This is a genomic window from Allobaculum fili (assembly GCF_020969955.1).
In the GTDB taxonomy this organism is placed as follows: Bacteria; Bacillota_I; Bacilli_A; order Erysipelotrichales; family Erysipelotrichaceae; genus Allobaculum; species Allobaculum fili.
The window spans coordinates 1-12,862 of record NZ_JAHDSX010000017.1 but is presented as its reverse complement, the minus strand read 5'-3'; the positions used below and the strand labels follow the sequence as shown (position 1 = coordinate 12,862).

Genomic DNA, 12,862 nt, shown 5'->3' with positions numbered 1-12,862 from the left:
ACCGGCCGCAACGATGTTTCGTTTTTGACCGCGCCCGGATCAGGCCGTACCGCATGAAAAAAGGCAGATCGGGCATGAGCCCAATGGGCGATGCCAAAAAATGAAATAATACTTGTGGTCCTATTTAGAACAGAAAGGATGTTAATCATGTTTGTTCAGCTGATCTGTAAAAACAGAGAAGAGAAACAGATGGAAGAACTGTATGAAGTGCTCGGCGCACTTTGCGAGCGGGAAGGCGTTCAGATTGAAGAGCGCGGCGGCCATGTTGAAATTCTGGTCTGCCCGCAGGGAAAAATCGTCGCCAGAGAAGATGGAAAGGATCTGATTCTTTCTTCCAATACCCGTCACGGCGGTCCTGGCTTCCACGCGTTTGTGGTCGATCTGTTTAAAGACATTGAAGAAGAAATTCCCGGAGACTATGAGCTCGATGACGATCTCGACTATGCCAGGGACGAAAATTTTGACCGTCTGGTGCAGCAGTACGAGCAGGAGATCGATTATGTCCGTCAGCTCGTTCTGGAAGAACCCGGATTTAAAGATCGAAACTATATGTTCGATGAAACGTACTATCTGCCCAAAGCAGAGGCAGGACAGATTCTGACCGCCAGCGGCGACATGGATGAACACGAATTCCGCGCAAAGGATGCGGCTGAACTCATGGATCATTTTTATGTCTGGAACAACTGGGATCGCGACGGACGCTTTTTCCGCAACGCAGCCCTGACGCTTCTGGCCAAGGAAAGCTACGGCGAATTTTCCAAAATGAACGAACAGACGGAAAAGGTGGCCAACGAAATCTGTGATGATCTCGAAATCGCCTTCCGTCTTGACCCGACGTTTGGACTTCCAATTGACGCCTATAAGAAACTGATTTCTGTTCTCGGACGCGACAACAAACTGGAAGGAGCCATCGAAATGGACGGGGAAGCTGTCTCGTATCGGACACGCGAAGTCTACCACATCTTTGAAGACGTGCGGATTGTAGCTGCGGGTACTGCAGAGAGAAGCTACGATCCAGCCACACAGTCCGTTTTCCTGACTTCTCCATTCAAAGAAGAACAGGAATGGGCCTGGCTGCTGCAGGCTTCCAAGCAGCCGTCCATTCTTCCTGACTTGAAAAGCGTACAGGAACAGGAGCCGGAGTTCCGCAAGGACGACAGCGTCCTGTGGCTGGAAGAATACAAGCAGGATGGCATTTACACGATCGATGCCATGATCCGCGACAACATGCGCGATCTCTATATTCATGGCGTAGCGCGCAGCGAAGCGGAACGCGACTATTTGAAGACGTGCATTGAAGAATCCGGCTTTACCACCCTTTAGTCAAAGCAAGAAGAAGTTTTGAGACTTCATACCTGCAGGATGTGCGGGATGATAAAACCGAAGACCCTCAGCCAAAACGAAGCAAGACAGGGAAGCCGGCGTATAAACGCGTCTGGCTTCCTTTTTCTATGCATGACCCGGCAGATTTTGCGCACCGATCCGCCGGGCAGATTCGCACAGCCGATCCGGCAAAAGCATTCGCCAAAAGTTTTCCAGCCTGAGATTTCCCAAAAACAAAGCGGCCGTTCTGTGCAGAGCAGAGCGGCCGTCTTTTAAGACAGAGGCAGGTTTTTATTTCCAGTAGCCGTAATACGTTTCGAACAGTCTGCGGTTGACTTCGTCGCCGCCGTCCACGTTCGAGCTGACAAAGACGGGCGGCTTCCTGCCGGCTTTGGCGAGGTTTTCAATGACCTGCGTCATCATGGCATCCATCAGGAAAATGCCCAGGAAGTTGGAAACCGGGCCGACGGGCGTATCGCAGCCTTCAATTTCCAGAGAGGCATCGCCTTTGGGGGCGTGGTTGTCGAGAACGACATCGGCAAGCTCAAAGAGCCGCTTGCCCGACGGCGCGCGGGACGTGCACGCTTTCGAGTGAGCCAGAGAAGTCAGAGCTATGACTTTGGCACCTTTTTCTCTGGCGGCCTGCGCCATTTCCACGGGTACGCTGTTTCTTCCGGAGTTGGAGATGATGACAATCGTGTCCTTTTCATCGAGCTTGTACAGCTCAAGCAGCGAGGCGGCATAGCCGGAAATGCGCTCGAGACCGGTCGACTTGGTCGGGAAGTCGATGACCATCAGCTCCTGGGGAAGGATAGCTTTAATGAGCGCCAGTCCGCCGGCGCGGGCGTACACTTCTTCAGCCATCATGTGCGAATGGCCGGAACCAAATACGTAAATTCGTCCGCCCTGCAGACAGCTGTCTGTCAGCAGCGAGGCGGCTTGCTGAATGTGAGCTTCTTCGTCTTCAAATGTCTGATCGAGAAGGCTGGAAGCATGCTGGTAATACTTTGCGGCTGCATTCATGAGGATCCGTTTCCTTCTTTCTTTCCTTTTTTACGGGGATGAGCAACAGTACCATCTTTTGCTGCGCCGCCTGGAGTGCGGATTTCTTTTCAGGAGGCGGAGAGATTGGCAGGCGCAGGTGCGGACACAGATCCGGCTGCCGGATCCATGCCGGAAGATGGTAAATCGCTTCCTGCTGTCTTTACTTTAGCCGACAAAAAACAAAGCGGTAATCCTTTGTATGCATATGCAGACAATTGGAGCCGCCAGGATCCGAAAAACGGCGTTTTCCGTATACGATAGATGTTTTATTATCCATTCAATGAAGAAATAAATTCATACGGACTAAATTGTTCAAACATTCCGCCAGGTAAACGAAAAGAGTACCCACATTTGTACAGACCTGCGCCTGCCTTTCGGGCATGGGGGAGCATGGTATAATAACAGGACGATTCTTACCGCCCGAACGGGCAAAACGATGCGGTCAGAGATCGGATTTCGACCGCTTTTTCGAGAAAAGAAGAGGGAAGCAGAATGAGCGAGTTGATGGAGAAACTGAACCCGGCACAGAAAGAAGCGGTGTGCTGTCTGGACCGGCCGCTGCGCATTGTCGCCGGCGCCGGATCGGGCAAGACCAGCGTACTGATGGCCCGCATTGAATATCTGATCCGTGAAGCGGATGTGTACCCCAGCCGGATCATGGCGATCACCTTCACCAACAAGGCTGCCCGGGAAATGAAAGACCGCCTTGAGGCAATCCTGCCTGAAGAAGCGGGTGACGTGCGCATTTCGACGATTCACTCGCTGTGCGCCCGCATTTTGCGCATGGACGCCAAAGCGGCCGGCTATCCGTCCAACTTCACCATCCTCGATGGGGACGACCAGAAATCCATGGTCAGCCGCATTCGCAAGGAAAAAGGATTCGATAATAAGAAATATCCCGCCGGGCAGATTCTCAGCTTCATTTCTTCATGCAAGCGCGAACAGGTCGATCCGGAGAAAGCGCGCGTTCTGGCCGATACGCCGGACGGACACGTGCTGACGACGATTTATGCCGAATACCTTCGCGAACAGAACGAAATGTTCGCCATGGACTTTGACGATCTGCTTCTCAATACGGATGCTCTCCTTACCGAAAACGAAGTCGTCCGCACCAAGTGGCAAAACCGTCTTGACTACATTCACGTCGACGAGTTTCAGGATACCGACCCGATCCAGTATTCCCTGATTCGAAAACTCGTTCGCCCCGATGCCCAGCTCGTGGTCGTCGGCGATCCGGACCAGACTATTTATTCGTGGCGCGGCGCTTCGGTTTCCATCATCATGGATTTCGAAAAAGATTTCCCCGATGCAAAAACGATTATCCTCGATCAGAACTACCGTTCAACACAGGTCATTCTCGACGCGTCCAACGCGCTGATCGCCAACAACCGCAACCGCGTGAAAAAAGATCTGTTTTCCACGCGTCCAAGCGCGCAGCCGATCCTTACCTTTGGGGGCATGGAAGACGAAAGCGAAGCCAGCTTTGTGGCGATGATGATCGCCCGTCTTCATTCGATCGGCGCCAAGGATCTCAAGCCCGTTCCGTATAAAGATATTGCGGTTCTGTACCGGGCCAACTATATTTCCCGTATTTTTGAAAAAGAACTCGTAAAGCAGAAAATTCCGTACCGCATTCTGGGCGGCATCCGCTTCTTCGAGCGCAAGGAAATCAAGGACATCCTGGCCTACCTCTTTCTTCTGCGCAAACCGGATCCCGATGATCCGGCGTTCATGAGCCAGGATCTGTATCTCGAGCGCATCATCAATGTGCCAAGCCGCAAAATCGGTCCAAAATTCATGGATACGCTGCGCAAGGAAAGTCAGGATCGAGGATTAAGCATGCTCGATGTGCTGCGTGATCCAAAAACCGTCAATGCGGCCAGGGCCAGATCCTTTATCGATGTGCTCGACCGCATTCAGGCGCGCTATGAAAAGTACGGTCTGCTCGGTCTGGTCGACGCGGTCGTCGAAGAGACCGGCTATAAGAAATCGCTGGCGATGGATGAAGTCGAAGAGCGCATGCAGAACATCGGTGCGCTCGAGAGCGATATTACCGCCGCCTATTCCAACGACGCGACCCTCACCCTCGATGAATACTTAAGCAATCTGGCGATTTACACCGGCCGCATCGACGAAGAAGACCGCAACGCCGTCACCCTTTCTACGGTCCATACCGCCAAGGGCATGGAATACCCGGTGGTGTTCGTGAGCGGCCTGTATGAAGACACGTTTCCGTCCATGCGCTCCGTTATGGAAAGCGGAAAAGAAGGCATGGAAGAAGAGCGGCGCCTCATGTACGTCGCCATGACCCGCGCAAAGGACCTTCTGTTTCTGACGTGGAACACCGGCTATATGTACAGTCAGCAGGGCAATCGAATTCCTTCGCAGTTTATCGACGAAATTCCCGATACGCTGACTGCCCACATGCGCCGTCCTGGTCCCGTACCGGAACTGAGCGATTTGGAGCAGGAGAAAAAGGACGTCAAAACGTCGAGACAGACCGGCGAAAAGATCGCCAAACTGGTCGAAAATCGCGAGAAGCGCATGAAGTCGGCCCGTACCCTTGCGGCACGCGCCAAGTCCAGACCGAAAAAGGTGACGTACCATAAGGGCGATCGGATTTTCCACAATAAGTTCAAGCAGGGAACGATCCTCGACGTTTCCGGCGATATTATCCAGATTCAGTTTGACGGATACGATCACGTCAAAAAGATTAACGCGAACTTCATTACGCCGTTAGCCGACGTCGATCCCGAAGATCTCGCCAGCTGAAACCCGTCCTTAGCCGCCTGCGACAAGCGGGGTGCACTTTGATACAATGGACGATGGTTTCATTTCCTTTTCAGGCCCGCCGCGCAGTATGCGGCAGGCTGTAATCCGAACAGGAATAAAGAAATACATAAGAAAAGAATATGTACGAATAAATACATGGAAACGGTCTGTACAAGGACCGTATTCCCCTCCCGTTTTCCCTGGCTGACCGGCTTTTACATTCGCAGTCGGCCGCAGGAGACCGGCAGGAGGAGCAGAGACAGGAGGCATGCCGTATGGATGAAATCAAACGCATTGAAGAACTTCGCCGTCTTCTTGAACGGTATTCAAGAGAGTATTACATCAACGACAATCCGACGGTATCCGATGCGGAATACGACGCGCTGCTCGAAGAGCTCAAGGCGCTCGAAGCCAGACATCCGGAAAGCTACGATCCCAATTCGCCAACGCAGCGCATTATCGGAAAAGTGCTCGACGGCTTTGAAAAAGTCGTCCACGACCAGCGCATGCTTTCTCTGGATGATGTCTTTTCCAAAGAGGAACTGAAAGAGTTCTGCGAACGGATCTGGAAAGAATTTGGACGGGCATCCTTTGTGTGCGAATGCAAGTTCGACGGACTGGCCATGGCTCTGATTTATGAAAACGGGTCCTTTGTTCGTGCGGTTACGCGCGGGGATGGATCGGTCGGCGAAGACGTGACGGAAAACGTCCGCACGATTTCTTCGATTCCGATGCATATCGACGAGGCGGGCCATGTAGAAGTGCGCGGGGAAGTCATCATGCCCAAGGCGAGCTTTGAAAAGCTCAATGCGCTCCAGGAAGAAATGCATCTGCCGCTGTTTGCTAATCCGCGAAACGCCGCGGCCGGCACGATCCGCAACCTGGATACGTCCATTGCCCGCAAGCGCCGCCTGGACATGTTTCTTTACTATTTCCAGAACGGCGAAGAGCATGGCGTAAAAAGCCAGGCCGAAGCCCTCGAACAGCTCAAAGCCATGGGCTTTTCGGTTTTCCCCAACTGGAAGCTCTGCACTTCCTTTGAAGAAATCTGGGACTTTATTGAAAGCATTTCGAAGATTCGTTCGAGTCTTCCTTTTGAAATTGACGGCATTGTCGTCAAACTGAACGATTTTGCGATGCAGCATGAGATCGGTGTGACTGCCAAGTATCCGCGCTATTCCATCGCCTATAAATTTCCGGCGGAAGAAGTCGAAACTACGCTGATGGGTATCGAGCTGACCGTCGGACGCACCGGCAAAATTACCCCAAACGCCATTCTGGCGCCAGTTCGCGTAGCCGGCACGCTCGTCAGCGCCGCGACTCTGCACAACCGCGATCGCATCGACGCCTACGATCTGCGTATCGGCGATCAGGTCATCATCCGCAAAGCGGGCGATATCATTCCGGAAGTCGTACGCGCACTGCCCGAAAAGCGAAACGGAACGCAGGTGCCCTACGAATGGCCAAAGACGTGTCCGGTCTGCGGCTCGGATCTGGTGCGTCTGGAAGGTGAGGCGGACTATTTCTGCCCGAACCCCAACTGTCCGGCCCGCATCGTGCGCAGCCTGATTCATTTCTGTTCGCGCGAAGCCATGGACATCGACGGCTTTGGCGACAAGCGCGTCGTCTGGCTGCACGACAACGGCTTTTTAAGCACGATTGAAGCTATTTATCATTTGCATGAACGCCGCCAAGAACTGCTCGCGCACAAAGGCTGGTCCGAAAAAGGAACCGACAAGCTGTTTGCGGCCATTGAAGCCTCCAAAAAGCAGCCGCTTGACCGTCTGCTTTTTGCCCTGGGCATTGAGCAGGTCGGAAGCAAGGCCGCTAAACTGCTTGCGGACGCCTTCCATTCGATGGATGCGCTCATGAACGCCAGCGAAAGCGAACTTTCCGCGGTGAAGTTCATCGGGGACGTATCCGCCAGAAGCATTCATTCTTTCTTCGCGCAGGAAGAAAACCAGAAGCTGATCGCGGCGCTCAAGACGCTCGGTCTCAATATGGAAGAAGCCCCGAAAGAAGCGGTCAATTCCGATTCCTTCTTCGCCGGCAAGACGGTTGTGCTGACCGGTACGCTTGAACAGATGCCGCGCTCGAAAGCCAAGGAAATTCTGGAATCGCTGGGTGCTTCGGTCGCCGGATCGGTTTCGAAAAAGACCAGTCTGGTCATCGCAGGCGCCAGTGCGGGAAGCAAGCTGGCCAAGGCCGAAAGTCTGGGCATTCCTGTATGGAGCGAAGACGACTTCCTCAAGGAGATTTCTCACGATGAAGCGGCGTAATACCGATACAAAAGCGTCCGTCAGACGCTCGGGCGTTCTGAAAAAGGCGCTGGTCTTCGCGGCTTCGGCTTCGATGCTGCTGAGCGGCTGTTCGGAAGAAGGCGCCCGCGTCGTGCAGGGCCTTCGCCCCGGCGACTATGGCGCGGTGCTTCCGTATGAAACGAGCGATACGCGCGGCAAGCATATCGGTCTGATCAGCGACATCGACATTCGAAGCCAGCTCGAATCCGGCCTGATGGATTTGTCGAAGCAGTACTTCTCGCCCTCGGACGTCAACTTCCGTACCCACGTGTTCCTCGACTACGATGAACTCGACGCGACCGACGGCAGCCGCGGCCTGCTTGGTACGCTGCGTGACGGCAACCCGAACGGTCTGAACCCGTCGGCGGATGAAGAATTCGATACCGGCAACGGCATCGTGCGCGGTCCGATTCTTGTCAACGACATTTACGAACTCGACTTTTATTCGGGCGATACGCTCAAGGGCATTTCCATTGGCCTGGCCGTCTCCGATGCGGTGACGCAGGATGGTCAGCGCATTGAAATCGCCCCGGAGAAAATGGAAAACTTTCTTACCCAGACGGGAACGAAAATCGTGTCCTATTTGCGCGAGCGCTTTAACGAGATTTCACCCGATGTGCCGATTTTCATCGCGGCTTACCAGCTCAACACCGATGAAAACAGCCACTCCAAGGGCGGCTATATTTTCACCGAATACTTCCGCGGCCAGAACTCGCAGGTCAATACCCTTCACGAAGAGTATCTGATCGTTCCATCCAGTCAGTTCAGCCAGGCCCATCCGGAAATGGCGCAGGAATTTGAAACGTTCCGCCAGCAGGTCATGTCGATTTTGTCCGACGCGACGTATACGACCGGCGAAGCCAAGGTGCAGGACGGCACCATCGTGCGGCTGACGATTCATATCACGGCCCACGGAAAGACGGTCAGCGAGATTCTCGCGGTCATTCAGTCCGTGCGCGAAGATCTTTCGGCGTTTACCGATACGACGTGCACGTATAAAGTGATTATCGAAAACAACAGCGACGTCTGCGCTCTGCTCGAACGCGCACCCGATTCGAAGAGCGTCAAGGTCATGAGCATTTACTAAGACAGAAACGAGAGGCTTCTGCTTTTCGGATCCGGCGGCTTTAAAAGCCCTTTGAATCCAGCGAAACGTACAGGCCGCTCGTTTTCAGCCGGTTTTCCGGCCAGATAAACAGAACAGCACAGAAAGAAAGGAAACCGATGGAAAAATTTTCAACCGAATATTTTCGCAAACTGGCCTCGGATCTGAAATTTGATCTGAGCGATGCGGAAATTGAAGAGCTTAAAAAGGACTTTCAGGCGGTGGAAGCCCAGGTTGAACTCTTCGAGAGTATCGACACCGAAGGGGTGGAACCGATGATTTATCCCTTTGAAGACGAAACCGTATTTTTACGGGAAGATACCGTATGCGATGTGCTCTCCCGCGAGGAAGCACTTGAGAACGTGCCGGATGTACGCATGGGACACGTTCATGTTCCAAAGGTGGTGAAATAAATGAAAACCCGTCTGACTCCAAACGAATCCGCAGCCCAGATTGAGGCGCTCCAGCCGACGCTGAACGCGGCGGTCACCATCGTAAGCGAACCGCAGGAAAATCCCGTTCAGGGCCTTCTTTCTGGCATTCCGGTTGTCCTCAAGGACAACGTCAGCACAAAAGGCATCCGTACGACCGCCAGCTCGAAAATTCTCGACAACTACGTGCCGGTCTACGATGCCACGATCGTTGAAAAACTGAAAAACGCTGGCGCCGTCATCGTCGCCAAGTCCAGCATGGATGAACTCGGCATGGGCGGGACCAACCGCAACGCATCGACCGGTCCGGCCTGCAACCCGTGGAATCCCGCCCACATTACCGGCGGTTCTTCCGGCGGAAGTGCGGCCCTGATGGCTGCCGGCTGCGCGCCCCTTGCCATCGGTACCGATACCGGCGACTCCATCCGTAAGCCGGCTGCCTTCTGCGGTGTCGTCGGCTTCAAACCGACCTATGGACGCATTTCCCGCTACGGCATCATTCCGTATGCCTCTTCGCTCGATACCGTCGGCTTCTTTACCCGCACTATCGAAGACGCGGCCGAAGCGCTCGAAGTGCTCGCCGGCCGCGACGATCATGACATGACCAGCTCCTTTCTGCCGGTCGAACACTATAAAGAAAATCTCAATCCGGATTTAAAGGGCAAGCGAATCGGTATTTTCCGTACCGTCAGCGATCGCATCGCCCGCCCGGAACTGAAAAAGGATTTTGACGAACTCGTTGAAAAAATTCAGGCAGCTGGTGCAGAAGCTGTGGATCTGTATATGGATGAAAAGCTGATGAATCTCATCGCGCCCGTATACAAGACGATTGCCAACGCCGAAGCGACGGCCAACCATTCCAACCTGGACGGCATCCGCTTTGGTGTGCGCAAGCCGGGTGGATCGGTCGAAGAAGTCATGACCAATTCCCGTACCGCCGGTTTCTCAAGCTACGTGCGCGCCCGTTTTGTGATCGGCTCCTACACCCTTTTTGAAGAAAACCAGGACCGCCTGTTCCGCAAGGCGCAGAAAATCCGCCGTCTGCTCGTCGACGCCTGGAAAGAACTGTTCGACTCGTGCGACGTGCTGCTTGCCCCGGCCGCACCGGATACCGCGCCGCTCATTGAAGAAAGCAGCGATGTCCGCTTTGGCAAGGACCGCTTCGAAGAAGAGCATATGCAGCTGGCCAACTTCTCCGGCTATCCGTCTTTGACGATGCCGCTTTCTCTGGCCGATAACGGTCTGCCGTTTGGCATTAACCTGAACGCCCCTGCCTTCCAGGAACAGGAACTTCTGGATGTGGCCGCTGCGCTCGAGAAAATCATTGACTTTAAGGAGGAACCGGCATGCCGCGTGAAGTAACCATTGGAATTGAAATCCATTGCGAGCTGAAAACAAAAACGAAAATGTTTTCCGGAGCGCTGGTAGCCTTCGGCGATCCGGCCAATACCAACACTTCGGTCATCGACCTCGGTCATCCGGGAACGCTGCCCTGCGTCAACAAGGAAGCGGTCCGCCTGGCTATTAAAGCGTGCACCGGTCTGCACTGCACGATCGACCCGCTCGTCAAATTCGACCGGAAAAACTACTACTACTCCGATCTGCCCAAAGGCTTCCAGATCACCCAGCAGTTCCACCCGATCGGCAAGGACGGCTATGTGCTCATCCAGACCGATGAAGGGGAAAAGAAAGTGCGCATCGAGCGCATTCACATGGAAGAAGATACGGCCAAGCAGTTCCATAAGGACACCGGCACGTACATCGACTTCAACCGCGCCGGCACGCCGCTTGTCGAAATCGTTTCCCGACCGGATATGCATTCCGCAGCCGAAGCGGCTGCATATGTCGAAGCGCTGCGCCGCACGCTCTTCTATCTGAACGTTTCCGACGTCAAGATGGAAGAAGGTTCCATGCGCTGCGACATTAACATTTCGCTTTCCGACGATCCCGAAAAACTCGGAACGAAAGTCGAAATCAAAAACCTGAACTCGATCGCCAACGTGCAGAAAGCCGTTCAGGCGGAAATCGAACGCCAGAACGCTGCGCTGGATGCCGGCGAAGAAATCGTACAGTCCACCCGCCGCTACGATGAGCCGACCAAATCGACCGTGCTCATGCGTAAAAAAGAAGGCAATGTCGACTACAAGTACTTCCCGGAACCGAACATTTTCCCGATCCGTCTTGATGAAAAGTGGATCGAGGAAATCCAGAACTCGCTCGAAGAACTGCCCGAACAGCGCCTCGAACGCTTTAAAAAGCAGTTTGGCCTCAACGATTACGACGCGTCCGTTCTCGTCAACGACCGCGATATGGCCGACTTCTACGAATCCGTGATGGCTGATGCAAAAGACGCCAAGAAGGCCGCCAACTGGGTCATCGGCGATCTGAGCGCCTGGCTCAATAAAAACGGCCTGAACTTTACGAAAAATCCGGCTTCCGCCAAGGCGATCGCCCGTCTGGTCAACCTCATCGAAGAGGGTACCATTTCCGGCAAGCAGGGCAAGGAAGTCTTTGAAGACGTCATGCAGGGCGCCGATCCGGATCAGGTGATCAAGGACAAAGGCATGCAGCAGATGTCCGATGACGGCGCGCTGCTCGAGCTGATCAACACCGTACTCGATCAGAACCCGAAATCGATCGAAGACTTCAAGAACGGCAAAAACCGTGCTGTCGGCTTTCTCATGGGTCAGGTCATGAAGGCGTCCAAAGGCCAGGCCAACCCGAAAAAGGCCAACGGTCTGCTCGTTCAGGAACTGAACAAACGGTAAATTCTCCCTTTGAACAAAGGGAAAACCGGAGTTTTCTAACAGTTTGTTCACGCGGCCGGCCTCAGCCATCACAAAAGTCTTCGTGTGATATGATTGTGTTGGTTTTTGAGAGAGCTCAGAACCGGACACGAAAAAATACTGCTGCCTGAGGCAGCTGATGGAAATGAATTGGAGAGAACTATGCCCGATACACCTAAAAAAACGAAACGGGTCAGAAAGCCGAAAAAGGAGAAAGTCAAACAGGGCCACAAGCTCGTCTGGTTTACTCTGATCATCATTCTGATTCCGTTCCTCATTGTCGGTTACGTCCTGCTGACCAGTGCACAGGGCAACAACCACCCCGTTGAAGGAAATCGCTTTGGCGTCAACGACCTGCAGCCGCGCATTCAGGATTCGCAGATGAATGCCATTCAGGGCGATCTGCTTACGATCGGCGGCGTAGAAAGCGCCACGATCAATCTCGAATCCGCCACCCTGCGCGTCAACCTGAACATGGTCGACAATGCGGACAACGCGATTCTCGAAGAAGCGTGCCGCCAGGCGTACGACATCGTCAACAACTACCTGCCGATCGATACGTACTTCACGAATTCGGAAAACGGTAAAAACTACGATCTGGAAATTTCCGCTTACAACTACATCGTCGACGATCAGCATCCCGCCGACGGCTGGCACTTCACCAAGCTGCTGAAAACCGCGGCCGCCAGCGACTTTGTGGTGGATCACATTACCCAGCCGAAAAATCCGGAACTCGCCGAACAGGTGCGCAAGAAGGAAGCTCAGACGCCGCAGGCGCCTGCGCAGGATTCTGCAGCCGAACAGCCGGCCGAAGATCCCAACGCGCAGCAGGAAGCTCTGCCGGATGAAAATCTCGGCTACTACGACGAATACGGAAACTTCATTTACTACCAGTAGAACATTTGAAACAGACAGCCAGCCGGAATCCCCGGCTGGTTTTATTTTGGAGCAAGCTCGCAAACGAACGCGCTGACCGTAAGCGTCAAATAAAAGACGGGTATTTTCTCGACCGCCTCCTTGGGATAATTCCTTTATTCAAGGAGGCTTTTTCATGGAATCAATCATCCCTGCAATCGATCTCGGTATCGATTTCTCCAAAGT

Annotated in this window: 10 protein-coding genes; 9 read left to right on the top strand and 1 reads right to left on the bottom strand. The window is 53.6% G+C overall.

What is annotated here, in order from left to right:
* The first annotated feature begins 138 nt into the window (after nt 1-138).
* Nucleotides 139-1,323 (top strand): hypothetical protein, encoded by a 1,185-nt coding sequence (locus Afil_RS05425; RefSeq protein ID WP_230267552.1) that lies wholly within the window; start codon nt 139-141, stop codon nt 1,321-1,323.
* A gap of 291 nt (nt 1,324-1,614) precedes the next feature.
* Here the strand turns inward: Afil_RS05425 and Afil_RS05420 are convergent, their stop codons facing one another.
* Nucleotides 1,615-2,346, bottom strand: a complete 732-nt coding sequence (locus tag Afil_RS05420) for an SIS domain-containing protein (RefSeq protein WP_230267551.1) — start codon at nt 2,344-2,346, stop codon at nt 1,615-1,617.
* A 513-nt stretch (nt 2,347-2,859) separates the two neighbouring features.
* Between Afil_RS05420 and Afil_RS05415 the strand changes: the two genes are divergently transcribed.
* The 8 genes from Afil_RS05415 to Afil_RS05380 form a co-directional block, all read left to right on the top strand.
* Nucleotides 2,860-5,139, top strand: coding sequence for an ATP-dependent helicase (locus Afil_RS05415; protein ID WP_230267550.1), 2,280 nt, complete (start codon nt 2,860-2,862; stop codon nt 5,137-5,139).
* Nucleotides 5,140-5,414: 275 nt separating this feature from the next.
* The gene (ligA, locus tag Afil_RS05410) at nt 5,415-7,418 is read left to right on the top strand and encodes an NAD-dependent DNA ligase LigA (RefSeq protein WP_230267549.1); all 2,004 of its coding nucleotides are present in this window, start codon (nt 5,415-5,417) and stop codon (nt 7,416-7,418) included.
* A complete protein-coding gene (locus Afil_RS05405; RefSeq protein ID WP_230267548.1) occupies nt 7,405-8,526 on the top strand; it encodes a CamS family sex pheromone protein in 1,122 nt (373 codons plus the stop codon). The genes ligA and Afil_RS05405 overlap by 14 nt, the downstream gene beginning before the upstream one ends.
* A 137-nt stretch (nt 8,527-8,663) precedes the next feature.
* On the top strand, nt 8,664-8,957 hold the full coding sequence (gene gatC / locus Afil_RS05400) for an Asp-tRNA(Asn)/Glu-tRNA(Gln) amidotransferase subunit GatC (protein ID WP_230267547.1): 294 nt from the start codon (nt 8,664-8,666) through the stop codon (nt 8,955-8,957).
* The gene (locus Afil_RS05395) at nt 8,958-10,337 is read left to right on the top strand and encodes an amidase family protein (protein WP_230267546.1); all 1,380 of its coding nucleotides are present in this window, start codon (nt 8,958-8,960) and stop codon (nt 10,335-10,337) included.
* On the top strand, nt 10,322-11,743 hold the full coding sequence (gatB, locus tag Afil_RS05390) for an Asp-tRNA(Asn)/Glu-tRNA(Gln) amidotransferase subunit GatB (protein ID WP_230267545.1): 1,422 nt from the start codon (nt 10,322-10,324) through the stop codon (nt 11,741-11,743). Before Afil_RS05395 ends, gatB begins: the two co-directional genes overlap by 16 nt.
* Before the next feature lie 180 nt (nt 11,744-11,923).
* On the top strand, nt 11,924-12,658 hold the full coding sequence (locus Afil_RS05385; RefSeq protein WP_230267544.1) for a hypothetical protein: 735 nt from the start codon (nt 11,924-11,926) through the stop codon (nt 12,656-12,658).
* Between the two features lie 5 nt (nt 12,659-12,663).
* The coding region (locus Afil_RS05380) for a hypothetical protein (protein WP_230267543.1) at nt 12,664-12,862 on the top strand (199 nt) is incomplete at its 3' end.

Coding starts and splice junctions, on each gene's coding strand:
- Afil_RS05425 (WP_230267552.1), top strand. CDS start 139: ATGTTAATCATGTTTGTTCAGCTGATCTGTAAAAACAGAGAAGAGAAA.
- Afil_RS05420 (WP_230267551.1), bottom strand. CDS start 2,346: ATGAATGCAGCCGCAAAGTATTACCAGCATGCTTCCAGCCTTCTCGAT.
- Afil_RS05415 (WP_230267550.1), top strand. CDS start 2,860: ATGAGCGAGTTGATGGAGAAACTGAACCCGGCACAGAAAGAAGCGGTG.
- ligA (WP_230267549.1), top strand. CDS start 5,415: ATGGATGAAATCAAACGCATTGAAGAACTTCGCCGTCTTCTTGAACGG.
- Afil_RS05405 (WP_230267548.1), top strand. CDS start 7,405: ATGAAGCGGCGTAATACCGATACAAAAGCGTCCGTCAGACGCTCGGGC.
- gatC (WP_230267547.1), top strand. CDS start 8,664: ATGGAAAAATTTTCAACCGAATATTTTCGCAAACTGGCCTCGGATCTG.
- Afil_RS05395 (WP_230267546.1), top strand. CDS start 8,958: ATGAAAACCCGTCTGACTCCAAACGAATCCGCAGCCCAGATTGAGGCG.
- gatB (WP_230267545.1), top strand. CDS start 10,322: ATGCCGCGTGAAGTAACCATTGGAATTGAAATCCATTGCGAGCTGAAA.
- Afil_RS05385 (WP_230267544.1), top strand. CDS start 11,924: ATGCCCGATACACCTAAAAAAACGAAACGGGTCAGAAAGCCGAAAAAG.